Raw genomic sequence first — 23,536 nt, forward strand, 5'->3', positions numbered from 1 at the left:
CGCGGCGGGTTGAGATAGGCGAATGACCATTCGCCGGGTGACCGACGACGACCGTCTCACCACCAGCTTTCCGCTTGCCGCGTACGCCTTCGAGTCCTCGCCGCTCAGCACCGCCCGGACGGCGGAGTTCCGCGACTACCTGCCCTACAACCAGGGCAACCGGACGTTGATCGCCGAGGAGGACGGCACCACGTTGGCCGCCGTCTCGGCCATCCCGATGCGACAGAACCTGCGCGGGGTGGTGCTGCCGATGGCCGGTGTCGCCGGGGTGGCGACCCATCCGCTGGCCCGCCGGCAGGGGCACGTCCGGACGTTGCTGCACCAACTCCTCGACGAGATGCGCGACGAGGGTCATCCGCTCAGCGCGCTCTATCCGTTCCGGCCCAGCTTCTACGCCCGGTTCGGCTACATCGGGCTGCCCAAGCCGCGCCGGGTCACCTTCGCCCCGGCCAACCTGGGTTCGCTGCTCCGGGTGGACCTGCCCGGTGAGGTCGGCTGGGAACGCGTAGCCGCCGGCTATCCGGCGTGGCGGGCGTTCACCGAACGCAACCTCCAGGAACGACACGGCTTCGCGATCTTCCCGGACTACCGGGCGGTCGGAATGCGTGACCGTGACGAGTACTGGCTGCTCACCGCCCGGGTCGGTGGGGAGGTCACCGGCGCGGTGACGTACCGGATCGACGATTACGGCGGCACGCTGCACGGCAACGAGCTGCTGGTCACCGACCCGCTCGCGCGGGCGCTGCTGTTGCAGTTCTTCGCCCGGCACGTCGACCAGATCCAGCGGATCACCGTTCAGGTTCCGCCGGACGAGTTGCCCGAGCTGTGGCTGACCGACCTGGACGTGCACGTCGAGGCCCGTACCCAGGTGCCGGGCGCGTCCGCGCCGATGGCCCGGCTGCTGTCGCTGGACGCGTTGAGCGGGCTGCCCGCGGGTCCGGGCCGGGTGCGGATCGAGCTGACCGGGGACCGCTGGTTGGCCGGCAGCCACCTGCTCGACGGCACGACCGGGGCGTTGGAGTTGGTCGACGACACCACCGGCCGCGCGCCGACCGCCACGCTCACCGCAGCCGGTCTCTCCGCCCTCGCGTACGGGGTGCTGGACCCGGCCGAGCTGCCACTGCGCGGTCTGGGCGAGGTGCCGGTGGACGCCGCCACGGAGTTGCGCGGCCTCTTCCCCCGCCGGGTGCCGTATCTCTTCGCCGACTTCTGAGCCCTCCTCACAAACGGGTTTGTCGCCTCGGCGAGCGTGGGTACGGTCCCGCGAATGCCGGAGTGGTTACAGGCGGGTGGATGGGGGTTGCTGGCCGGGTCGGCTCTGCTGGTCGGGGCGGCGGTCGGCTGGTTCGCCCGGGTGCCGCAGCGCCTCATCGCGTCGATCATGGCGTTCGGCGCTGGGGTGCTGCTCTCCGCCGTGTCGTTCGAGTTGATCGCCGAGGCGCACGCGCAGGGCGGGCTCCTGCCCACCGCTCTCGGCGCTGCCGCCGGCGCGGTGGTCTACACAGTGGCCAACCTGGCTCTCGCCCGGCACGGCGCCCGGCACCGGAAACGGTCCGGCGACCAGCAACCCTCCGAGAGCGAGCAGCCTGGTTCCGGCTCGGCGCTCGCCGTCGGCGCGCTGCTCGACGGCGTACCGGAATCGGTCGTGATCGGCGCCAGCCTGCTCGGCGGCGGCGCGGTCAGCCTGGTCACGGTGGCGGCGGTGTTCCTCAGCAACGTCCCGGAGGGGCTGTCCAGCGCCGCCGGCATGCGCCAGGCCGGCCGCACCCGACGGTACGTGTTCCTGCTCTGGACCGGGATCGCGCTGATCAGTGGCGTCGCCGCGCTGGTCGGCAACACGCTGCTGGGGGGCGCGCCGCCGGAGGTGCTGGCCGCCATCACCGCGTTGGCCGCCGGCGCGATCCTCGCCATGATCACCGACACCATGGTCCCGGAGGCGTTCGAGAACGCGCACCTGCTGGTCGGTCTGATCACCGTCGCCGGCTTCCTGACCGCCTTCGCCCTCTCCCACACCTGATGACGGCGTCTTAGCGGTGCATTAAACCGGCCCGGCGGATTCGTCGCGACGCCGTCACGGCTCCTAGCATCACGGGGTGCGCATGACGTCGCTTGCCGCTCTCCTCGTCCTCGGTGTCGCCACCGCGACCCTGCCCGCCTGCGCGCCCAACGACCCGGCCCCCACCTTCGAGGCCGGCTCGACCGCCTCGCCGACGGCCCTGCCCACCGGCGGTCAGGGTGAGGCACCGGGGGCTCGCGACGGCCTCGGCGGCCCGGGGGCCAGCGCCAGCCCGAAGCCCGCCAACAAGGTGCTCGCCGCCGGCAACCCGAACGGCAGGGCCACCGTGCCGGCCGAGGCGCGAGCGGTGGACACCTCGAAGCCGACGCGGAGAATCGGCACGGGCACCCCGGCGAGTTGCACCTCCGCGGCGGTGGTGAAGGCCGTCGCGGCCGGCGGAGTCATCACGTTCAACTGTGGACCGGCCCCGGTGACGATCAAGATGGCCGCCACCGCCAAGGTTCGCAACGCCAACGGGCCGAAGATCGTGCTGGACGGCGGCGGCACCGTCACGCTGAGCGGCCAGGGGCAGCGCCGCATCCTCTACATGAACACCTGCGACGAGGCCCAGGGCTTCACCACCTCGCACTGCCAGAACCAGGATCACCCGCAGCTCACCGTGCAGAACCTCACCTTCGCCGACGGCAACTCCACGGGCGAGAAGGCCGAGGGCGGCGGCGGTGGGGCGATCTTCGTACGCGGCGGGCGGCTGAAGGTGGTCAACTCGCGCTTCGTCCGCAACCGCTGCGACCGCACCGGCCCCGACCTGGGTGGCGCAGCCGTCCGGGTGCTCAGCCAGTACGAGAACAAGCCGGTGTACGTGGTGGGCAGCACCTTCGACGGCGGCTCCTGCTCCAACGGAGGGGCGCTGAGCAGCATCGGTGTGTCGTGGGTGGTGCTGAACAGCCTGCTCAGGAACAACGAGGCGATCGGCAGCGGCGCCAACCCGGCCAAGTCCGGTACGCCCGGCGGCGGCAGTGGCGGCGCGATCTACTGCGACGGCAACGAGTTCACCGTACGGATCGCCGGCACGATCATCGAGAACAACAAGGCCAACGAGGGCGGCGGCGCGGTCTTCTTCGTGAGCAACAACCGCACCGGCACGATGAGGATCGAAAACTCGACCCTGCGCCGCAACCCCAGCGCCAAGTTCGAGACCCGTGGCTTCCCCGGCATCTTCTTCCTGGGCGCCCGCACCCCCACCGTAACCAACTCCAAGCTCTCCTAACCCAACCCCGCCCCCGTGGCCCGCCCCGCCCCCGTGGCCCCGGCGCCGGTGATCAAGAGGTTTCGGTCATCGGGGCGGCGTTCTCTGACCGAAAGCTCTTGATCAACGAGCTGAGGGGTGGGTGGGGTGGGTGGGGTCAGTAGGGGTTTCCTTCGCCTGGGGGGCGGGCGTGGAGGAGGGCGGCTGGGCGGCCGGGCAGGTTCGGTGCGCCGGACATCGGAGGGCTTGACGTGTGGTCGCCGTCGGCCATGCCGGCGAAGAGTTCCTTGAGCGCCGTCAGCGCGCTGATCCTGGGCTGCCAGCCCAACTCGGTCTCCGCGCGCTCGCTGGACATCAGCGGGGCGTTCAGACCCAGCTCCACCCAGCCCGCGTCGACCGGTTGCAGCCGCGCCCGCCAGGTCAACGCCGCCGCCGCCCGCAGCACCGGCGCGGCGACCGGCACCGTCCAACCATGGAAGTGCCGGGCCACCAGCTCCGGAGTGAGCACCGGGTCCGCGGCGACGTTGAAGGCACCGCGCGCATCACCCAACACCGCCCGCGCGTACGCGTCAGCCACGTCATCGGCGTGCACCGCCTGCATTCGCAACCGGCGGTTCGTCGGCACCAGCGGGATCCGGCCGAAGCGCAGCAGCCGCACCGGCGCCAACGGGCCGAGGAAGTAACGCGTGATCTCCGCACCGGCGGCCCGCTGGAAGATCAACCCGGGGCGCATCCGTACCACCCGCAGCGTCGGGTGATCCCGTTCGAGCCCATCCAGCAGCGCCTCCACCTCCGCCTTGTGCTCGCTGTACGACGAACCGGGCACACCGGTGGCCGGCCAGCGCTCACTGATCGGGTGGTCCTTCGGGCCGGGGGCGTAGGTGCCGACCGACGAGGCGTACACCAGGGCCGGCACGCCGGCCTGGACCACCGCGTTGATCACCGCCCGGCTGCCCTCGACGTTGGTCCGGCGCAGCACCCGCTGGTCATGGCTGGGCTGGATCTGCCAGGCCAGGTGCACCACCGCGTCCGCACCCGCGAACACCTCGGCGAGCTGCCCGGCCGCGCCCGGCGCGCCGATGTCGCAGGAGTGCCACTCCACCTGGTCGTACGGCTCGCCGGCATCCGGGCCGGGCAACCGTCGAACGACACCGGCCAGCTCAACGCCACGCTCCCGGCGCAGCCGCCGCAGCAGCGCCGTACCGACGTTGCCGCTCGCCCCCACCACCACGATCCGCATGCCCGACCCCGTACCCGCCCAGCAGCAGCTCAACCACCCACCAGCGCGGCGGCCCGCCCCGCCGGTTGATCCACTCGACTTCCTGAAAGTCGCGGCATCCGCGCGCCCAGGACAGCCCGACTACCGGGATCCCGAGTCCCGCCACCTGGGTCCCGCCCGACGTCAGGCCCGTGCCGTAGCGGTCGAACGGTGTCCGCAGGTCGGGCAGGCGTCGTCGAGCACCCGCCGACGTACGGTCTGGTGTCGTGCGGCCTGGCCGGCGAGGGCCGCTGCCAGCAGCGCCGCGCCGACAAGAAGGATCGACCCGGTCGTGGTGGCGTAGGCCGCCGAGGTCGGTCCACCTCCCTGGCTGCCCCAGATCCCTTGGCTGAGCTGGTTGGCGCCGAACAGGGCGGCCGGGGTGGCGAGCAGCACCGTCGCCCAGAGGCCGGAGTCGTCCGCTCGCAGGGCGCCACCGAGGCCGACGAGCAGGACCAGCGCGAACATCAACCCCCCGACCATCGCCAACAGTTCGGGGGTCGAGCCGTACGAGGTGAACATGTTCCCGCCGTTCTCGGCGGCGCTGAAAGCCACCGATGCGACCGTCACACAACTGGCAGTGAGCGGCGGCAGGCCACGCGCCACCCAGCCGGGATGGGAGGGCAGCGCGAGCGTGGCCAGGCCGAGCGCGACGGCGGGAACCAGCACGAACAGCGGTGGCCCCGGCCGCCCGGTGACGGCGGCCACGGACGGCACGACGACGGTCAGCAGGAGACCGCCGGCCGCGACAGAGCGGGCCCAAGCCCCGGGCAGCGCCGTGGCGGTGACGGCGACGAGCAGCCAGCCCAGCCAGATCACGGCCCCGAGGGTCTGGAACGGGCCGACCGGATCCAGCCCGGCGAAGCGGGGATCTTCGAACTCGACCTGCAGGAGCAGGAAGACGGAGACCGCGACCAGGGTGTTCAGCGCGGCGGTCGCGGCCAGCGGGAGAGCCGCAACCAGCCCGAGAGCGCCGTACCCGCGCAGTCGCTCCCGGAGCCCGGCGCCGAGCAGGTCGACGGCGTCGTGTGGGGATGGCCAGCGCCGCCCCGGATCGACGGTGTCGAGGTACGTCCCGACGATCTCGTCGCCCCGCTCAGCCTGGTAGTCACCCGGGTAGGCCCACAGCAGCCGCCGGTAGCGGGACTCCAGCGGCGACCCGGCCTGATCCTGCGCGGGGTTGGGCTGGTTCATGCCGGGCCTCCGGTCGGTCGAAGGATGGGGCGGGCGGCCGTCAGAGGGCCGCGTGAGGTGCCGCCGGCGGTGCGGGTGACCGCAGGTCGAGCACGTAACCGCTGCGTCGCGGCCTCGACGTTGCGGCGCAGTCGTTCGGTCTCAGCGGTGAGCACGGACCGGCCAACTTCGGTGAGCCGGTAGTAGCGGCGCAGCCGACCCTCGACGACCTCCTCGCGGTCCCGCTCGACCAGCCCTTCGTCGGCGAGGCGGTCGAGTGCGCCGTAGAGGGTGCCGGGCCGCAGCGCCAACCGCCCACCGGAGAGGGCCGCGACGTCGCTGGTGATGCCGTAGCCGTGCATGGGTTCCCGCGCGAGCGCGGTGAGGATCAAGAAGGTGGGTTCCCGCAGCGGCGTGGGTGTGGCCATGGCCTCAATATAACGGTGATGAAGCTATACCGGTGACCGAGCAGTGCGGAAGTTTGCCGGAGATGTCAGGCCGACGCGCCAGCGGGTCGCTCGGCCCTGCATCGTCTACGGATGTCATGCGACGCGGGCGTAGACCGGCATCGCTCCGCCGGACCGGGGGCGGACATCAGCCGGGCCGCAGAGGGTCGGGTAACCTGAGCGCGCGGGCCGCTAGCTCAATGGCAGAGCTGTGGACTTTTAATCCATAGGTTCAGGGTTCGAGTCCCTGGCGGCCCACTCCGTTCCAGCTCAGCGGCCCTCTACGGGGTCGCTGTCTTTGTCAGCACGGCTCGGCACAGCAGTGGGCTCTCGTCGGTCCCAATCTTGTCGAGCACCCCTCACGCCAACTACCGGCAGAGTGAGCCGATCAGCTCATCAAAGCCAGGGAACTCTTCCCGCGCTGCGGTAATGACGTCATCCGCCGACCTGCGACGCGACGGTGCCCAGCGTTGGGCGATCTCCGCGAGGCGGGCATCCGTACGGGGCTCGTGTTCGTGATTGGGATAGGCCGTCGCTTCCCACGGACCGAAACCGTCGGCGACGAGCCACAGGTAGTCCCACAGGGTTTGCGCCACGACCCCCGTTTCGCCCTCCGAACCGAGAAACACCACCGGCTGCTGCTCGATCGGCTCACCATGACGCACCAGCCAGAACGCGGCGAGGCCTCCGGTGCCGTCCTGTCCGAAGACCCGGAACTCGGAACCGTCCAGCTCCGCGTTTCCGGTCCACGCCCTCCACCACTCGGCAATCTCACCCGAGTCGAGGAAGTGCGGGTACGGCTCGAAGTCGACGCCGACGCCGACGCCGACGCCGTCGCTGTAGTCGAAGCCGACTTCATGAGCTTCGGACAAAGGAGTCGGCAAGGTCCGACCATCGTGATCCACGGGCAGCACCCTAGCGAGGAGGACCGACGGACCGGTCTGGTGCCGGCCAACGGCTTGAGCCTCGGGTATCACCGGTCCAGCGCGCTGCCCAGCCGCTTGAGGGCGGCATGGGTGGCCGCCGAGGAGACCACCGTGTAGATCTCCATGGTGATGGCCTATCCGGGCTGACGCTCGACGTCCAAACTCACGTGATGTGCCGTGTGCTGCTAGCTTGGCGCTTCTGCGTCATCAACATGGAGTACACATGCCCAACGTTGTCCTCGTCGCCGGGCCGGTAGTTGACATGGCTTCCGCTGCGCGGGCTCTGGCGGACGCCATCGGCCTACAGGTTGTCAGCGCAGGCAACGTCTTCCGCGATCACGTGCAGCAGCAGACTCCGCTGGGCAAAGAGGCGAACCGGTATATGCAGGCCGGACATCTTGTACCGAATGAGCTAATGGTCAGAGCCATCGCTGAGGTCCTAACCCACGTCGACGGTAGCTGGGTGATGTACAACTTCCCCCGTGACATCCGCCAAGCTGAGTTGCTGACACAGAGCGGCCATGCCCCCAACGCAGTGATCGAACTTTCCCTGACGGAGGACCAGGGTCGCCTCGCCGCGCAGCGCCGAGTGGAACATCGGATAGAACTGGACTCCCAACAAGCCGAGCGACGCCAGGAACTATTGCTTTTGTACTCGCGTTCACAGGAGACCTACCAGGAGCAGGTCGATCCGTTGCGCGCCTATTACCGGGCAGATGGCCTGTGGCAGACCGTCAATGGCTTCGGCGACTTCGAGGACGTAGCAGGCAGGCTGATCCAAATCATCTCTGACGTCTCCAGCGGGTGCTTGCGTCTCAGGTGACCGTGGCGGCGGTGAGAAAGAACGTGACTGCGTATGTGAACCGGTGTGCAACGACGGCGTCGTCAAACTGGTCTTCGAACGCACGAGCGTCGGCCGGGTCGAGTACGCCGCGTTGAGCAGCTGTGGCAGCCCAACTGCGAAGGCCGAGGACGTTGTCGACGGCGGTCGGGTTCCGAACCAGCAGCGTTCGGGGTTCGGTGGTGACGTCGACCAGGCCGTGTGCGGCGAGAAGGCCGGCATGTTGATGCGCCAGGGTGCCGTTGCGGAGGAGGACGTCAGCCCGAAATCTCAGCACGCGCCGAGCCAAGCTTTGGTCGGCGATGTCAAGTACCTGAGTGTCGTAGTCGGGGTCTGCGAGGACGATGCGGCCATTCGGCCGGACAACCCTGATGAGTTCCTTGATCGCGGCGTGGGGATCGGCGAGGTGTTGCAGGGTGCGATCGGCCCAGGCCCCATCGAATGAGTCGCTGAGGAACGGCAGGTGATGGGCATCGGCGACGGTGCTTTGGGTCAAGCCGCGGGCTTGCCTGGCAGCAGCCATGGTCAGTGCGTAGTCCACGGTCGCCACGCTTACCCCGTGCTCATCTTTCAACTGGGCTGCGCTTGCCCCTGTGCCAGCGCCAACATCAACGTAGCGACGGCCGGGCGCCGGATGGAGCAGCTGACGGACCCGCTGCTGATATGCCCGGTAGAAAGGTTCCTCGGTAAGGCGGTCCAGTACGTCGACCCACGAGTTCGGGTCTGACTGGCGGTCGACGTCAGTGAACCCGTGCATGATCTACAGCATATTTCGCCGTTTGCGGCGGCGCTGCTGCCTACGACAGCACAGCGCCGCACCAGAGGGGTTCAGGGTTCGAATCCCTGGCGGCCCACTCACATATCGGCCGCGGTGGGCCACATTCGCCGCCCGACGGCTGAAGTCGCGCTGGTAGCCTGACGCCTTTCGACGAGAGGCGGAGTCTGCCCGGTGCACAGGATTCTGCTGCGTGGGTTGGTCGCGGTGGCGACCGTCTCCGTGGTGACCGCCTGCGGTTCTCCGACGGCTCCCGGAGCGGATCGATCCCCAGACGCGACAAAGCAGGCGACGGATTCGGCGACGGCCACGAAGTCACCTCCGCCAGCAGTTCCGGCGACCGGCGGGCCCGGGTACTCCGCGGCGCTGTCCGCACGCCTGGTGACCCCGGAGTCGCTACCGCCCGGCTTCACCGTGGACATCGCGACCACCATGGCACTCGATGCTGGCGATCGACGTCCAGACGTCGACGCGTCGTGTTCGCGCAGCATGATCCCGCTGCTGTCGGCGAGGCGGCTGACCGGGACTCCGTCAGCGACAGCCGCAGCCACCCTCAGCTTCGACGCGGGTCCCGACGACCTGTGGGTGGGAACGGAAGTCCTCAGGACCTACACCGACGGCGGTGCACGGCGAGCGATGGCGGACCTGCGGACGTTCATCGGCAGTTGCCCGACCGTTGTGCTGCCTGACCAGGGCGGCGGTTATCGCTTCGCGGTCGCGGCCGGGCCGCAGTTGGGCGATGACAGCCTTCACGTCATCAACGCCACGACATCGGGTCCTGACACGCTGGAGTGGGACATCATCCTCGTCCGGACCGGCACCACCTTGGTGGTCGTTCAGGCGGAGGGCAACAAGCCCGACGGCGCCGAACACCTCACCCGGGTGGCCGAGGCCGCGCTCCACAGATTCCAGACGACCGGGTCCTGAACGCCCCGAAATCCGGGCGCGTTGCAGGGGATCAACGACGAGGTTGGCACCTGGCGCCGCGGGCTGACGTAGATATCCTCTTCAGGTGCTGGCTCGTGTGGAGATCGTTGACACGGGTCCGGCACTGCGAAGGGACTATCGAACATGCCCCGTGTGGTACCGGCGGTCATCCGCGCACTCGACGTCCTGGAACTGTTTCTGGACTGCCCTCAACTGTCGGCCCGCCAGGTGATGGAGCGACTCGATCTGCCCCGCACGACCGTCCACGAGTTGCTCGTGACGCTTGAGGCTCGCGCGTACCTGATCTCGATACCGGGTCAGCCCGTGCAGTATCGGCTCGGCATGCCGCTGTTCCAGTTGGGCGCGGCGTTCGCGGGCCGGCTTGATCTGGTACGCGAGGCGCAGGGCGTCGCACGGGACGTGGCCGCCGCGTGCGACGAGGCGGTTCATGTGGCGGTGCTCGACGGCGCCGATGTGATCTACCTCGTCAAGTTCGACAGCACCCACCCGGTTCGGATGGTTTCCGGGGTCGGGCTGCGGCTGCCCGCCCACTGCACGGCCGTGGGCAAGGTGCTGCTGTCGGCCCTCGACGAGGCGGACCTGGACGCCGTCCTGCTGAAGGACCCTCTGCCGGGCATGACGCCGGACAGCATCACCGATCCGGATCTTCTTCGTGAACATCTGGACCGGGTCCGGGTGGAGGGCGTCGCTGTCGACATCGGTGAGTCGGACACTGCGATGCGGTGCGTCGCCGCGGGGATCCGGGACCACACCGGCGCCATCATCGCTGGGATGAGCCTGTCCGCGCCGATCATCCGTTGGACGCCTCAGGTGCAGGTGGAGTGGACCGGGCTGGTTCGCGAGGGGGCGGCCGCGTTGTCGGCTCGCATGGGTTACCGGGCGCAGCCTCGATAGGGCTCCTCCCGCTTTCGGTTCGAAACAACATCGAAACATTGACATCGCTCTTCGCACTGTTCTAGCGTCGCGACCACTCGATACGGTATATCGAACCTAGTTCGAAATCTCGAACGGCGGTGGTCCCGTGACCCGACCGAACTGGAACGTCAGCGCTACTGCCTCGGCCCGGTCGCCGATCGCCTCGACCCCGTCGCGCCATCCGACGAGCGGCACCCGACATGTCTCGGGTGGCTCCGTCGAAGCGCGCGGCAGTGGCCGTCCCACGGTGACGGGCGGGCCCGCTCACCACCGTGGCGACCCACCGACGCACTGATCTCGACGGGCGACCCTCGGTGGTCGCCGGCAGAAACCAACTGGAACACAACCGTCGCGGTGTCCGCCAGCTGTGCCTTCGGCGTGCAGCCGTGCGCGGGGAGATGAAGGAGGCGAGTGTCCATGGAGGACAAGTCGGGGTGGTCACGGCGCGGCTTTCTGGGGATGGGGGTTGGGGTGCTCGGCGCGGCCGGTCTGGCCGCGTGCGGTGGCGACTCCGATCCGCCCAGCAGGGTGCAGCCGGAGGTTCCGCAGGAGCTGATCGACGCCGCGGCGGCGATGAAGGGCTCCTCGATGGGCATGCTGTCGCAGAAGCTGTATTCGACGGCGGCGAACGAAGCCCTCGACAGCTCGATCAAGAAGTTCGCCGACACCACCGGCACGAAGATCGAGAACAGTCTGGTCCAGGCCGACGCCGGTGACGTGGTGGCCAAGATCGACGCCGAGGTCAAGGGCGGGGTGGCCCGTGACCTGGCGTTCATGACCGACTCGCGGTTCGTCGCCCAGTTCCAGGCGCTGGGCGACCTGGAGGACGTGACGGACGTCGTCACGGCGCTGACCGCCAAGTACGGCGAGCCCTGCGCCGAGGCCAAGAACTTCTGCGTCTTCGACGGCAAGTGGTTCGCCATCCCGTACCACTTCATCGGGATCGGGTCGTTCCTGCGCAAGGACTGGATGCAGGACAAGGGCATCACCCCCAAGGACATCTACAGCTGGGAGGAGCTGCGGGACCTGTGCCTGGAGATCTCCGATCCGGCCAAGCGCCGGTTCGGCTGGGGCATGACGGTGAACCGGTCCGGTGACGGCAACGGCATGATCGAGGCGCTGATCAACGCCTACGGCGGGTCGATCGCCGCCAACGACGGCCGGAAGGTCACCTTCAACTCCCCGGAGACGGTGCAGGCGGTGACCTTCCTCGGCGACATCTACACCAACCCGAAGTACAAGCCGATGTTGCCGCCGGGGATCGCGAGCTGGACCGACACCAGCAACAACGAGAACTGGCTCGCCGGGATCCTCGGCTACACCCGCAACCAGTTCAGCGTGTACGCGGACTCCAGGACCAAGAAGAACCCGGTGCACGCGAACACCCACGTGTTCTCCGACTGCATCGGCCCGGCGACCGACAATCCGCTGCTGCTCGGCCAGTCACAGGGCTTCGTCGTCTTCAAGGGCGCCAAGAACCCGGCGCTCGCCAAGCTCCTGGCGCAGTACCTGGTCAGCGCGCCCGCGCTGCTCGGGGTGGCAAAGGAGGCGCCCGGCCTGGTGATGCCCGCCTGGGAGAAGGTCTGGGACGCCGACCCGTTCTTCACCAGTGGCGACCCGGCGTTCCCCATGCTGCGCAGAATCACTGAATTGAAGCTGCCGCTGAACACGAAGAACGGCCTGACCTTCCCGCAGAAGGCCAGCGCGGGCCAGCAGGCGGTGGGGTCGGCCTACGTCCTCACCGACATGATGCAGCAGGTCGTGCAGGGCACCGCGCCGGCGCAGGCCGTGTCAGCCGCCCACGCGAAGATGGTGCAGATCTTCAACCAGCAGGGGCTGCCGCAGTGAGGTCTGTCCGTCCTGCCCGGGTCCCGGCGGCGAGGAAATCCTCGCCGTCGGGGCCCGGCTCCCTCACCGCTGTCCAGCGGCGGCTGGGCCGCGACTGGCGACTCGCGGCCCTGTTCCTGGCACCGATGGCGGTGCTGGTCGGTGGGCTCGTCCTCGTGCCGATCGCCCGGTCGATCATCACCAGCACCACGGAACGGCACGGGCAGGACACCGTCTTCGTCGGTTTGGACAACTACCTCGCGCTCGTCGGCGACGACCAGTTCCACACCGGCGTGGTGAACTCGTTCGTATTCACCGCGTACGCCGAGATTTTCAAGGTCGTGCTGGGGTTGGCCGCCGCCCTGCTGCTGCACCATCGCCGACGTGGGCGGGCCGTGCTGGCCGGGCTGCTCCTGGTGCCGTGGGTGGTGCCGACGGTGGTGACGGCGTTCAGCTGGCGTGCGCTGCTCGACCCGATCTTCGGCAGCGTCAACACGCTGCTCACCGCCACCGGGATCGGGCCGCTGCTGGCCAGCGCGCACCTTGTCGACAGCTGGCCCGCGGGCTGGCTGTCCGACCCGTCGCTGGCCATGCCGTCGGTGATCCTCGTCAACGTCTGGAAGGGGGTGCCGTTCTTCACAGTGTGTTTCCTCGCCGGGTTGAAGGCCATCCCGGCGGACCTCTACGAGGCGGCGACCATCGACGGCGCCTCGGCGTGGCAGCGGTTCAGAAGCGTGACGCTGCCCGGACTGCGCCACGTGATCACCGTGACGGTGACCCTGTCGTCGATCTGGACGTTCAACAACTTCGACCTCGTCTGGTTGCTGACGCAGGGCGGCCCGGGTGACGTGACAGCGCCGTACGTGCTCATCGCCTACTCGAAGGCCATCCTGCAACTGCAGTACGGCGCGGGCGCGGCGGTCACGCTCGTCATGCTGCCGATCATCGGCGGGCTGGTCTTCGTCCTGGTCCGGTTGTTGCGTCAGGACACCAACATCAAACTGCCTCGGCGACGCCGGACAGCGCTGCGGCTCGGGGCACAGCGCTGGGCCGGGACGGCGCGGCGGGCGCTGCCGTGGGTCGTCACCGCACTGGTCACCGGTCTGCTGCTCTGGGCATCACCGCAGATCTTCTGGAAGGCGGCGGTGGTCCTCGCTGTGATCCTGCTGATCGCGGCGGGGGTCGGCCGGGTGGTCTCGACCCTCCAGTCCCGAGGTGGTCGCCGTTCGTCGACAGTGGTGTCGGGTGTGGGTTCCTGGGCCGCGCTGGCTGGCTTGCTCTTCTTCGTGCTGGGCCCGCTGTACTGGATCTTCGTCACGGCCTTCAAGTCCGAGGGCCAGGTCGTCATGCGTACCGACGACCTGTGGCCGACGCCGTGGACGCTTGAGCAGTTCGGCGCCCTGTTCGACAACCAACCGTTCGGCCGCTGGTATCTCAACACCCTGCTGGTGTCCGCGGCGTCGACCGCTGTGGCACTGGTCTGCGCCGCCCTGGCGGGCTACGCGCTGGCCCGGCTGCGGTTCCGCGGGGCCCAGGGCTTCACCGTCACGGTGCTGCTCACCTACGTGATGCCGGGCGCGCTGCTGTTCATCCCGCTGTACCAGATGCTCATCGGCGCGCGGCTCACCGACTCGTTGTGGTCCCTGGTGGTGACGTACCCGACCTTCACACTGCCGTTCGCCACCTGGCTGCTGGTGGGGTACTTCTCGTCGATCCCCATCGAGTTGGAGGAGGCCGCCCTGGTCGACGGTTGCAGCCGCATCCAGGCGTTCGGCCGGGTGGTGCTGCCGCTGGCCAAGCCAGGGCTGCTGGCGGTCGCGCTCTTCACCCTGACCAACGCCTGGAACGAGTTCCTCTTCGCCTTCGTGTTCATCACGAAGGACGAGTACAAGACGCTCCCGGTGGGGATGCAATCCATGATCGCCGGAGACGTCGTGCCGCAGGGACAACTCGCCGCGGCGTCGCTGCTGGTCAGCATCCCCGTGGTGATCATGTACGCCCTGGGGCAGCGCTTCCTGACCGAGGGGCTCACCGCGGGCGCGGTGAAGGGGTGAGCCGACGGGCCGCTGGTGCCGATCGCGCACCAGCGGCCCGGCAACGGGCCGTCCCACGACGGCTCCGGCAAGCGTCGGGTCAACCAGCGACTCGGACCGCTTCCACATCTGCCGCGATCATCGAGAAGACGGCCATGTCATGTGCCTTCTCGCCATCCCAGTCGGCCATTCGCAGGGTGCCCTCCCGCTGGTATCCGGCCCTCTCCGCGACCAGCAGGGAAGCGACGTTGTCGAGCCGGGCGCGCAGCTGGATACGGCGCATCCCACAATCGGTGAGCGCCCATCGGCCGACCTCGCGGGCGGCCGTGGTCGCGTAGCCTCGGCCGCGACGACTGGCCCGCACCCCGTAGCCGATTTCGCCGCGTCCCGCCCTCCAGTCGATGTCCCGCAACCCGATGCTGCCAACGATCTCGCCTCCGGCCGTGTCCACCAACGCCAGCCGCACACCGTCGCCGGCCAGCCGCTGGCGCGACATCCCGGTCAGCCACTCGTCCACGTCGGCGGCGGTTTGCGGTGAGCCTGGCGGCAGTCCGGTCCGATCATCGGCGGCCACGAACGCCGCCAGCTGGGTGGCGTCCTGCGGGCCGAACTCACGGATCTCCAGACCACCCGAGATGATCTTCACTGGCGCGAACATGGTGGGGAGCGTAGAGCCAAGCTCCGAGTCGTCGCGCACCTTTACCTCGCCGCGGGGAGCAGGAACGGGTGCCGGGACGCGTGGCCGCCGCTCACGTCCAGGTCATGTTGATGGCCGGGCGAGGGCGTTGGTCATGGGTACGGTGCCCTCACGCGGTCTCGGTTCCGGTCTGTGCGCGGGTGTAGGTGAGGAAGAGCGCGCCGCTGTCCAGAACTGTGTGGTCGGTCAGGCACCAGGTGCGTGGTGCGAAGACGGCGTCACGGCCGAAGAGCGGGATGCCGGCACCAATGGTCAACGGGGCAAGCTTGATGATCAGCTGGTCGATCTCGGGGTAGAGGGCACCGGCCAGCGCGCCGCCGCCGATCACCCAGACGTCCTTGCCGTCGTGCCGCTTCAGCTCCCGTACCGTGGCGATCGGGTCTTGGCCGATGACCTCGACGGCCGGGTCCGGGCTGCTGCCCAGCGTCCGGGAGAACACCAGGTGGCGCAGGTGCGGGTACGCGTCGGTCACACCGGCCTTCAGGCCCACCTCGTAGGAGTTGCGCCCTTCCACCACGGTGTCGAACCGGCTGCCCTGATCGGTGATGCCGAACGCCTGCCGGGCCGGACCGGGGAGGGTCTCCGGGTACTCCGCGACGAGGTGGCGCAGGTAGTCGTCCGGAATGGGCCAGAACCCGCCGGGGCCGGTCGGGTCGGCGCCGTCGGGGCCGGCGATGAAGCCGTCCAGGGTGGCGGCGATGTAATACACGAGCTTGCGCACGACGATCTCCTCGTTCAGGCTGCCGGTCGCTGTTCGGCGATGACCATCAGCTTGCCCGGCGAGGCACCGGGCTACAAGATCACAACTGGTAACGTGCCCTAACCCTTCGCTAATACGTCGATCGGGGAATGGCCACAGCTTCGGCAGCACGCCATGACTGGCGCTCTCCGCTATTCGGCGCCGGCGATGATCGCGCCGCTGACCGTGTCCACATACCACCGCTGGTACTGCTCGATCGCCCATCCGCGTTGCCGGACGAGCCAGTCGAAGTTGCGGACGTCCTGGGCCAACCAGAGGATGTCGGCCACCTGGTCGACGCCCAGGTCGGGGCGTACACCTCCCGTGCCGACCAGTTCGGCGGCGAACATGGCCATGCCGCGGCGGCGGTCGTCGACGTTCTTGCGCCAGATCTCGGCGGCGTCCGGATCGGCCGTGGCCGCGCCGGCCAGCGCGAGCATCACCTGGGCCTGCCGGGCGTTGACCTCGGCCAGGTGACGTGCGTAGCGGGCGAGCTTGGCCTGGGGGTCGGTGAGGGCGCGGATCTCGGCGACGAAGGGCCGGTCCGGCAGGGCCACCGGTTCGTCGTCGCCGGCCAGGGTGACGTCGACCAGCTGGGAGAGCAGTTGCCGCTTGCTGCCGAACACCGCGTACAGGGTCTGGACCGCGACGCCGGCTTCCACGGCGACAGCGGTCAGCGGTGTGGCCGCGTAGCCCGGGTCGACGAACAGCCGGCCAGCCGCTTCGAGGATCGCCCGCCGGGTCTGTCGGGCCTGCTCCTGTCGGCGGGAAGAGTCATAACGTCTCTTGACAACCACCTCTCGAGTGTAGTGCTCTATTGGATAGAGGTTCACTCTATCGAGAGGTGGCGGCCATGCCGTTCGGTGTGTTGCAGGAGATGCCCGGCGTCAGCGAGGCGGAGTACCGGCAGGTGGAACGACACCTCGGACCGGATCGACCGCCGGGCCTTCTCGCGCACGTCGCCGGGCCGACGGAGGACGGCTGGCGGATCATCAACATCTGGAAGGACGAGGCGGCATTCCGCCGGTTCCAGTCCGAACGGCTGGTCCGGGCTGCTGGCTTGGCGGCACAGGAGGACGGCTTCGACCCGACGAAGGCGGCTCACTTCCGCTCGATGAGCGTCGACGGCACCGAGATGCCGTTCTGATGGCCGACACCGCCAGCCTGCGGGCTCGCGGCGCCGCTTTCTGGGCGGGCGCGGCAGCTGGCTGGATTCGCCACGCCGATCGGCAGGACGAGACCGGTCGGCCGCTGGGCGCGGCTGCCATGGATCGACTGGCCGCACGACCCGCCGAGCGAATCCTCGATGTGGGCTGCGGCTGCGGCGGCACCACTGCCGAGATCGCCGTCGCAGTCGGCGAGACCGGCGCGGCGGTCGGTGTCGACATCGACGAGGCGATGGTGACCGCCGCTCGACGCCGTTTTCCCACCGACGGGTACCCGGGCACCCAATTTCACGTGGCCGACATCGAGACTCTCGATGTCGTGCCTGGTGCCCCGTTCGACGCGGCGTTCTCACGAATGACCCTGATGCTGTTGGCGGACCCGGTCGCCGGCTGCCGCACGATCCGGCGATCACTGCGCCCGGGAGGGCGCCTCGCCGCGACCGTCTTCCGCGACAGTGGCGTCAACCCGTGGCTGTCCGCGGCGATGCTCGGCGCCGCACCGCATCTCGGACCGTTACCACCACTCCCGGTCGGTGACGAGCCCGGTCCGTTCGCGTTCGCCGACCCGGCGCGGCTCGTCCGGATCCTCACCACCGCCGGCTTCACCGCCGTCACGATCACACCGTGCGATGTCGCTCTGGAAACTCCTGAGGACGCCGACGCGGTGGCCGAATGGCTCATCGAGGTCGGCCCGGCCGGTGCCGCGTACCGGACGGCTCCGCCAGCTGGTCAGGCTTCGGCCCGGGCGGGGGTCGCCCGGCTGCTCGGCCGGTTCCGCGAGCCTGGCGTCGGCTACCGGCTGCCCACCGGCCTCTGGCTCGTCACCGCGAACGCCGCCGGAACCCCTACCCACCACGAACCCTGTGAGGACACAATCCAATGAGTACCTTCAGACCGCTCGCACCAGCCCTCTGCCTCGTGCTCGCCCTGGCGGCGTGCACCGAGGCCGATGCGCCCGAGCCCGCTGCGGCACCAGACACGACACGATCGACCAGCGCGGCCCGATCCGCTCCGGCCGACGGTTCCCCGGTGTCGGCGAAGGACGTGTGCGCCTACCTGGACGGCCAGGTGCCGACGCTCAAGGGGATCGGGTCCGAGACGGGCGCGATGGCCAACCTCACGGTGAACCTCTATTCCTGGTACGAGAAGCAGGGCCCTGTACCCAACGGCCGTGACATTGACGACCAGACCCGCAAGGAATGCCCAGCGACCCGGACCGAGGTGCTGAAACTCGCCGGCATGGAGAGCTTCGAGCGGCTGTAGCCGCCGCGAACGCGACGCCCGATCACCTGACGACTGCGGCCGTCAGACCCCCAACTGCTTCTCGAACCAGTGGTGGGCGTACGGCTCGGTGTTGTACGCCTCGATCTCCCGGTAACCGGTCGCCCGGTACAGGGCGATCGCCTCGGTGAGGTTGCGGTTGGTGTCCAGCCGGACCGCTGTCGCGCCGCGCTCGGCGGCGTACCGTTCCAGCTCGCCCAGCAGTCGCCGCCCGACGCCGAGCCCGCGTACCGTGTCGGCCACCCAGACGCGTTTGATCTCGGCGGGCGCGTCGGGGTGGAGTTTGACCGCGCCACAGCCGATCGGTTCGCTGTTGAGGGTGGCGAGCAGAAGCACCCCGTTGGGCGGGACGAGCGCTTCGTCGTGGACCGGGTTGCTCAGCGCGGGGTCGAACCCGTCGTCGAATCGTCGCGCGATGTCGCGGGCGTAGGCCCGCAGGCACGCACGGGCTCGCGGGTCGGTCGGCGGGCACGGCTCGATGACGACCATCGAGCCGATGAGCAGCCGTTCGACCTCGGCCATGGCGGCGACGAGTCGTTCCCGACGATGTTCGGTGAGTGGTTCGAGGATCGAGGCGGCGAGTTCGTCCGACCGCTGGTCGAGGTCGGCCCACTGGGTTCGGCCGGCGTCGGTGAGCGTGGCGACCCGTACCCGTCCGTCGCCGCCGGCCTGGTCCGCCGGTCCGACGGTGATGAGGCCGTCGTTCCCCAAAGTGCGCAGGAGTCGGCTGAGGTATCCGGAGTCCAGGCCGAGCCGGGCCCGTAGCGCGGCGATCTCGGCGCCGGCGGGGCCGATCTCCCACAGCAGTCGAGCCTGCGCCAGGGGACGCCCCTGGGCCATGTACTCGTCGTCGAGCGCACCCACTCGTTGGGTGACCGTCCGGTTGAACCGCCGCACGGCGGCGATGAGAGCCGAGTCCATATACCTGACTTTAGTCAGGCTTCTTGACTACGCGCCAGCTCGGTGCCGGTACGAGCCGATCCCGGCGTGGTCCAGGACGACCACAGCGAGCGCCACCCCGGTGGCGACCGCGCTGACCGCCAGCAGCGGCATCCGCAGAACAACCGCCGCGGCGGCCAGCACGAACAGGGCGGCGACCCGGGGCCAGGAGAGTCGCCGGTGGATCGCCGCCGAGAAAAGGATCCGCCCGAGGAGGAACAGCATCGGGCCGCTCAGGATGAACAGGACCGCTGTGATGTCACCAGTTCGCAGAGGGTGCGCGATGCTCAGCTCGGCGCCGACGGAGGTGACCACCAGCCCGGCGATCATCACCAGGTGCAGATATCCGGTGATGACGCCGAGACGGGCCGGATCGGCACGCTCGATGGCGGGGCCGAGGCGCTGGCCGGCGGGCGTGACATAGAGCAGACCGATCAGCACGGCGGTGGCGAAGACCAACAGGAACGCGACAGTCTGCGGGAAGTGGAGATCGGTGCCGGCGTACGAGAGGCCGGCGACCAGGACGAGTTCGCCGAGCGCGATGATCATGATCTGCTGGTACCGCTCGGCGAAGTGCTCGCCAGCCAGGTGCAGCTCCTGCCGCCCGGTCCGTCCCATCCCCGGCGTGGGCCAGCGGAGTCGCGGGCCGGTGAGGTCGATGGCGAGGGCGAGCAGCCAGAGCGGCACCCGCCACTGCGGCAGAAACCCACCGACCAACCACGGTACGGCGGAGACGCTGAACCAGCAGAGGATGCGCAGCGTTCGAATCTGTCGCGGATGACCGCGCAGCCCGACGGCGGTGACAACGCCCCGGGCGATGTGCACCGAGACGTACGCGCCGGCGAAGAGCAGGCCCCGCCCGTCCAGCGCCTGCGGGATCGCCACCCCGGCCAGCAGGCTGCCCAGCGCGGCACTCACCAGTAACCACCGCACCGCCGGACTCTCCGGGTCGTACCAGTCGGCGAACCAGGTGGTGGGCACCCAGATCCACCAGACGCCCGTCAACAGCAGGGCGGTACGCAGCGCGCCGGCCAGGCTGAGGTCGTGCAGCAGGTGGGCGGCCAACTGACTGAGGGCGAGCACGAACGCCAGGTCGAAGAACAGCTCCAGGAACGAGGCGCTCAGCGGCGAGTTGCCGCCCCGCAGCAACCGTTCTGGTCTGCTCGCCATCGGCGCTCCTCCCGCCGACGCACGCCCTGCGTCCGTCGTACCACCCGAGGCCGGCCACCGGAGGCGAAAGCGGTCAGCGGCGGAGCGACGACCCACCGCCCCCTCGTGTCGTTGATCCGGCTGCGCCCATGGTCACCGCTGGCCACGGTGGGGGCACCGACTCAACGAGGATGGACGCCGATGACCGCTCAGCGCGAGACCGTGCAGGTCGACAACGACCTGTTCCGCGCCGTGTACGACTCGCCCGCATCACTGCCCGGCCGACACCGCTGGACCACCCCCGAGTCGGACGTCCGGCGGCTGGAGAAACTGCTCGGCATGCCGGCGCGCAGCATCGGCGCCCCACTCTGGGTCAGCGGCGACGAACCTGACTGCCCGAAGTGCCGTCGACGGGTCACCTGGTACGACATCGTCTCGTCGGCGCTCTCCGGCCTGCACGACAAGGCCATGATCGCCACGGTCATCCTGGGCGAGCGCAAGTACGTCAACACCGAGATCCCGGACGCCATCGCCGGGGTGCGCTGCTCCGACTGTCACACAGCGATCGACGGCCTGCGCAGCTTCAAGTGCCACAACTGGGCGTACGCCTTCGAGGCGCTGGAGGCCGTCCGCGAGCGGATGGCCGGCGGTCCCGCCCCGACCTGAGCTGGAGCCCGCGCCGACTCGGGACGAAGCCGCGCCGGCCCGAACCGGTCGGGGCGACTCAGTCGGCTGAGCGGCGGGTGGGGCGGCGGCCGGGCGGGGAGGGCGGTTCCGGACCGGGATCGGGCACCGGCGGCATCGGCCGGGTGACCGGCTCGGCGCCGGTGACCCGCAGCGACTCGCCGTGGTGCCACAGCTCGACCTCGGCGTCCGCGGCGGCGTCGGGCAGCTCGTAGCGGACCTCGGCCGGAGTCAATGTGACCCGCAGCCGGTGGCCACGCCAGCGCAGGCTGAACGCCAGCCTGTCGATCCGGCGCGGCAGCCGGGGGTCGAAGGAGAGCACCCTCCGGTCGTCGCGCAGCCCGCCGAAGCCCTGCACCAGGGCCAGCCACGCGCCGGCCAGCGAAGCCAGGTGCAGCCCGTCAGCGGTCTTGTCGCCCAGGTCGGCCAGGTCCTGCAGGACCGACTCGGCGAACAGGTCGTACGCCAGATCCAGGTGCCCGACCTCGGCGGCCAGCACGGCCTGCGGGGGCGCCGACAGCGACGAGTCGCGGACCGTGCGGGCCTGGTAGTAGGCCAGGTTGCGGGCCTTCTCGTCGGCGGTGAACTCACCGGGGCAGAGCTGCATGGCCAGCACCAGATCGGACTGCTTCACCACCTGCTTGCGGTACAGCTCCAGGTACGGAAAGTGCAGCAGCAGCGGGTAGTCGTCGTCACCGGTGTTCGCGAAGTCCCACTCGGGCTGTTCGGTGAAGCCGGCGGCCTGCTGGTGCACCCCGCGCTCGCTGTCGTACGGAATGGCCATCGCGTCGGCGGCGGCTCGCCAGCCGGCCACCTCGTCGCGGTCCACGCCGAGCCGGTCGGCCAGCTCGGGATGCCCCTCGGCGGCGTCCGCCGCGCCGCGCAGGTTGCGCTTCGCCATCAGGTTGGTGAACACGTTGTCGTCGACCAGCGCGGCGTACTCGTCCGGGCCGGTCACCCCGTGCAGGTGGAAGTCGCCCCCGCCCGACCAGTGGCCGAAGCCGTGCCAGAGCCGGGCGGTCTCCACCAGCAGTTCCAGCCCCGCCTCGGCCAGGAACCGCTGGTCGTCGGTGGCCGCCAGGTAGCGCAGCACCGCGTCGGCGATGTCGGCGTTGACGTGCAGCGCGGCGGTGCCCGCCGGCCAGTAGCCGGAGCTTTCCCGACCGCCGATGGTGCGCCACGGGAAGGTCACGCCGCTCAACCGCAGCTCGGCGGCCCGCTCCCGCGCCTCGGGCAGGTGGGCGTGCCGCCACCTCAACGCCGAGCGGGCCACCGCCGGGGCCAGGTAGGTGAGCACCGGCAGGACGTAACTCTCGGTGTCCCACAGGACGTGCCCGTCGTAGCCGTTGCCGGTCAACCCCTTGGCCGAGATGGTCCGGTCGGAGTCCGGGCGACCGGCCTGGATCAGGTGGAACATCGCGAACCGAACGGCCTGCTGAAGCTCCGGATCGCCGTCGAGCCGCACGTCGGCGACCTGCCAGGCCGCGTCCAGGGCGGCGCGCTGGTCGGTGAGCAGGGCGTCGAAGCCGTCCGCGCGCGCCGCGTCCGCCTCGGCGGCGACCAGGGCGGCCAACTCGCCGACGGGCGTCGCGTCGACCGCCGCCCACTCGTAGGCGGCGAACTTCGTCAGCCGCAACCGCTCCCCCGGGTGCAGGCGACCCGTCACGGTCAGCCGTACCCGGTCCGGGATGCAGTCGCCGCTGGTCGTCACAGTGCCCGGGCCTTCCAGCAGGTGACTGACCGCGACCGCCACACGCTGGCCGCTGCGCTCGGTGCGGTGCACCAGCACGCCGTCGAGGCCGGTCGCACTGTACGTCTCGGCGGTCAACGGGTCGCTGGGCACCGAGGCGGCCCGAGGGTCGTCCGAACGCTCCGGCACCTTCTCGTTGGCCAGCAGGTCCGAGCTGACCCTCAGCTCGACGGCGGTGTCCAACGGCTCGACCTCGTACCGGACGGCGGCCACCGGGCGACGCGGCAGGGATACCAGCCGGGTGCTGCGGATGCGTACGCCCCGCCCGGCCGGTGAAATCCACTCGGTCTCCCGGCGCAGCACGCCGGTACGCAGATCGAGCACCCGTTCATGGCTGCGCAGCGACCCGGTCCGGAGATCCAACGGCTCGTCGTCGACCCAGAGCCGGATCAGTGCGGCGTTCGGTGCGCTGATGACGGTGTCGCTGGCTGGCGGGAACGCGTACCCCTCCTCGGGATAGCTCAGCTCACGCCGCTCGTGGAAGCCACTGACGTAACTGCCCGGCGTCCCGCACGGGGCGCCCTCGTCGAGCACCCCACGCCAGCCGATCCATCCGTTGCCCAACGCGAAGATCGACTCGGTCTCGCCGAGCCGGTCCATGTCGGCCTCCGTGCGCCGGATCCGCCAGGTCTCGTCGTCTGCGGTAGCGGCGGTGGACTGCGGTTGATCGGTGGCCGAACCGGTCTGCACGAGGTCTCCTGTCGAGGTCGACGTTCTGCGACAGCC

23 protein-coding genes and 1 tRNA gene are annotated in these 23,536 nt (G+C 69.6%); 13 read left to right on the forward strand and 11 right to left on the reverse strand.

Annotated features, from left to right (window positions below):
* Positions 1–22: 22 nt before the first annotated feature.
* The 3 genes from eis (at position 23) to ACGF3C_RS03260 (ending at position 3,284) form a co-directional block, all read left to right on the forward strand.
* Positions 23–1,213: a GNAT family N-acetyltransferase gene (eis, locus tag ACGF3C_RS03250; RefSeq protein ID WP_357222236.1), complete on the forward strand. Its 1,191-nt coding sequence runs from the start codon at positions 23–25 to the stop codon at positions 1,211–1,213.
* A gap of 54 nt (positions 1,214–1,267) precedes the next feature.
* On the forward strand, positions 1,268–2,017 hold the full coding sequence (locus ACGF3C_RS03255) for a ZIP family zinc transporter (RefSeq protein WP_357222234.1): 750 nt from the start codon (positions 1,268–1,270) through the stop codon (positions 2,015–2,017).
* 82 nt (positions 2,018–2,099) lie between these two features.
* Complete coding sequence (locus tag ACGF3C_RS03260) at positions 2,100–3,284, forward strand: hypothetical protein (protein WP_357222252.1); 1,185 nt, start codon at positions 2,100–2,102, stop codon at positions 3,282–3,284.
* A 136-nt stretch (positions 3,285–3,420) separates the two neighbouring features.
* On the opposite strand, the gene ACGF3C_RS03265 is transcribed toward ACGF3C_RS03260, so the two are convergent.
* The 3 genes from ACGF3C_RS03265 to ACGF3C_RS03275 all read right to left on the reverse strand — a co-directional run bounded on the left by ACGF3C_RS03265 (position 3,421) and on the right by ACGF3C_RS03275 (position 6,122).
* Positions 3,421–4,503: an NAD-dependent epimerase/dehydratase family protein gene (locus ACGF3C_RS03265; RefSeq protein WP_357222232.1), complete on the reverse strand. Its 1,083-nt coding sequence runs from the start codon at positions 4,501–4,503 to the stop codon at positions 3,421–3,423.
* A 162-nt stretch (positions 4,504–4,665) separates the two neighbouring features.
* On the reverse strand, positions 4,666–5,715 hold the full coding sequence (locus tag ACGF3C_RS03270) for a GlsB/YeaQ/YmgE family stress response membrane protein (protein ID WP_393218324.1): 1,050 nt from the start codon (positions 5,713–5,715) through the stop codon (positions 4,666–4,668).
* Positions 5,712–6,122 (reverse strand): PadR family transcriptional regulator, encoded by a 411-nt coding sequence (locus ACGF3C_RS03275; RefSeq protein WP_393218327.1) that lies wholly within the window; start codon positions 6,120–6,122, stop codon positions 5,712–5,714. Before ACGF3C_RS03275 ends, ACGF3C_RS03270 begins: the two co-directional genes overlap by 4 nt.
* Positions 6,123–6,326: 204 nt before the next feature.
* Between ACGF3C_RS03275 and ACGF3C_RS03280 the strand changes: the two genes are divergently transcribed.
* Positions 6,327–6,398 (forward strand) — tRNA-Lys (locus ACGF3C_RS03280).
* Between the two features lie 110 nt (positions 6,399–6,508).
* Here the strand turns inward: ACGF3C_RS03280 and ACGF3C_RS03285 are convergent.
* Positions 6,509–7,045: an SMI1/KNR4 family protein gene (locus ACGF3C_RS03285; RefSeq protein WP_393218330.1), complete on the reverse strand. Its 537-nt coding sequence runs from the start codon at positions 7,043–7,045 to the stop codon at positions 6,509–6,511.
* Between the two features lie 244 nt (positions 7,046–7,289).
* On the opposite strand from ACGF3C_RS03285, the gene ACGF3C_RS03290 reads away from it, so the two are divergent.
* Positions 7,290–7,889, forward strand: coding sequence for a nucleoside monophosphate kinase (locus tag ACGF3C_RS03290; RefSeq protein WP_393218333.1), 600 nt, complete (start codon positions 7,290–7,292; stop codon positions 7,887–7,889).
* On the opposite strand, the gene ACGF3C_RS03295 is transcribed toward ACGF3C_RS03290, so the two are convergent.
* The gene (locus tag ACGF3C_RS03295; RefSeq protein WP_393218335.1) at positions 7,882–8,664 is read right to left on the reverse strand and encodes a methyltransferase domain-containing protein; all 783 of its coding nucleotides are present in this window, start codon (positions 8,662–8,664) and stop codon (positions 7,882–7,884) included. The genes ACGF3C_RS03290 and ACGF3C_RS03295 overlap by 8 nt on opposite strands.
* Before the next feature lie 399 nt (positions 8,665–9,063).
* On the opposite strand from ACGF3C_RS03295, the gene ACGF3C_RS03300 reads away from it, so the two are divergent.
* The 4 genes from ACGF3C_RS03300 (at position 9,064) to ACGF3C_RS03315 (ending at position 14,426) form a co-directional block, all read left to right on the forward strand.
* Positions 9,064–9,609 carry a hypothetical protein gene (locus ACGF3C_RS03300; protein WP_393218338.1) on the forward strand — a complete coding sequence of 182 codons (546 nt, stop codon included), beginning with the start codon at positions 9,064–9,066 and terminating at the stop codon, positions 9,607–9,609.
* 144 nt (positions 9,610–9,753) lie between these two features.
* Positions 9,754–10,524: an IclR family transcriptional regulator gene (locus tag ACGF3C_RS03305; RefSeq protein ID WP_355004764.1), complete on the forward strand. Its 771-nt coding sequence runs from the start codon at positions 9,754–9,756 to the stop codon at positions 10,522–10,524.
* A 438-nt stretch (positions 10,525–10,962) separates the two neighbouring features.
* Positions 10,963–12,393 carry an extracellular solute-binding protein gene (locus ACGF3C_RS03310; RefSeq protein ID WP_357222217.1) on the forward strand — a complete coding sequence of 477 codons (1,431 nt, stop codon included), beginning with the start codon at positions 10,963–10,965 and terminating at the stop codon, positions 12,391–12,393.
* Positions 12,390–14,426: an ABC transporter permease subunit gene (locus ACGF3C_RS03315; protein WP_393218342.1), complete on the forward strand. Its 2,037-nt coding sequence runs from the start codon at positions 12,390–12,392 to the stop codon at positions 14,424–14,426. The genes ACGF3C_RS03310 and ACGF3C_RS03315 overlap by 4 nt, the downstream gene beginning before the upstream one ends.
* 79 nt (positions 14,427–14,505) lie before the next feature.
* On the opposite strand, the gene ACGF3C_RS03320 is transcribed toward ACGF3C_RS03315, so the two are convergent.
* From ACGF3C_RS03320 to ACGF3C_RS03330, 3 genes are all read right to left on the reverse strand, one after another.
* The gene (locus ACGF3C_RS03320; protein ID WP_357222213.1) at positions 14,506–15,063 is read right to left on the reverse strand and encodes a GNAT family N-acetyltransferase; all 558 of its coding nucleotides are present in this window, start codon (positions 15,061–15,063) and stop codon (positions 14,506–14,508) included.
* 148 nt (positions 15,064–15,211) lie between these two features.
* Entirely contained in the window at positions 15,212–15,823 is a 612-nt protein-coding gene (locus ACGF3C_RS03325) for a dihydrofolate reductase family protein (RefSeq protein WP_357222211.1), read from the reverse strand.
* A gap of 170 nt (positions 15,824–15,993) precedes the next feature.
* The gene (locus ACGF3C_RS03330) at positions 15,994–16,638 is read right to left on the reverse strand and encodes a TetR/AcrR family transcriptional regulator (protein WP_357222209.1); all 645 of its coding nucleotides are present in this window, start codon (positions 16,636–16,638) and stop codon (positions 15,994–15,996) included.
* Between the two features lie 56 nt (positions 16,639–16,694).
* Between ACGF3C_RS03330 and ACGF3C_RS03335 the strand changes: the two genes are divergently transcribed.
* From ACGF3C_RS03335 to ACGF3C_RS03345, 3 genes are read left to right on the forward strand one after another with little or no spacing between them, the layout of a single operon-like run.
* Positions 16,695–16,988: a hypothetical protein gene (locus ACGF3C_RS03335; protein WP_357222207.1), complete on the forward strand. Its 294-nt coding sequence runs from the start codon at positions 16,695–16,697 to the stop codon at positions 16,986–16,988.
* Positions 16,988–17,890, forward strand: coding sequence for a methyltransferase domain-containing protein (locus tag ACGF3C_RS03340; protein ID WP_357222205.1), 903 nt, complete (start codon positions 16,988–16,990; stop codon positions 17,888–17,890). Before ACGF3C_RS03335 ends, ACGF3C_RS03340 begins: the two co-directional genes overlap by 1 nt.
* Complete coding sequence (locus ACGF3C_RS03345; protein ID WP_357222203.1) at positions 17,887–18,270, forward strand: hypothetical protein; 384 nt, start codon at positions 17,887–17,889, stop codon at positions 18,268–18,270. The genes ACGF3C_RS03340 and ACGF3C_RS03345 overlap by 4 nt, the downstream gene beginning before the upstream one ends.
* A gap of 42 nt (positions 18,271–18,312) precedes the next feature.
* Here ACGF3C_RS03345 and ACGF3C_RS03350 read toward each other — a convergent pair whose 3' ends face one another.
* Together ACGF3C_RS03350 and ACGF3C_RS03355 are read right to left on the reverse strand one after the other, a co-directional pair.
* Positions 18,313–19,209, reverse strand: a complete 897-nt coding sequence (locus tag ACGF3C_RS03350; protein WP_357222201.1) for a helix-turn-helix domain-containing GNAT family N-acetyltransferase — start codon at positions 19,207–19,209, stop codon at positions 18,313–18,315.
* A 27-nt stretch (positions 19,210–19,236) separates the two neighbouring features.
* Entirely contained in the window at positions 19,237–20,397 is a 1,161-nt protein-coding gene (locus ACGF3C_RS03355) for a low temperature requirement protein A (protein ID WP_357222199.1), read from the reverse strand.
* Between the two features lie 180 nt (positions 20,398–20,577).
* Between ACGF3C_RS03355 and ACGF3C_RS03360 the strand changes: the two genes are divergently transcribed.
* On the forward strand, positions 20,578–21,042 hold the full coding sequence (locus ACGF3C_RS03360) for a hypothetical protein (RefSeq protein ID WP_357222197.1): 465 nt from the start codon (positions 20,578–20,580) through the stop codon (positions 21,040–21,042).
* Positions 21,043–21,100: 58 nt separating this feature from the next.
* On the opposite strand, the gene ACGF3C_RS03365 is transcribed toward ACGF3C_RS03360, so the two are convergent.
* Positions 21,101–23,410, reverse strand: coding sequence for a glycoside hydrolase family 65 protein (locus ACGF3C_RS03365; RefSeq protein ID WP_393219068.1), 2,310 nt, complete (start codon positions 23,408–23,410; stop codon positions 21,101–21,103).
* Positions 23,411–23,536: the final 126 nt, after the last annotated feature.

Source organism: Micromonospora sp. NPDC047762 (genome assembly GCF_043204655.1).
Classification (GTDB): domain Bacteria; phylum Actinomycetota; class Actinomycetes; order Mycobacteriales; family Micromonosporaceae; genus Micromonospora.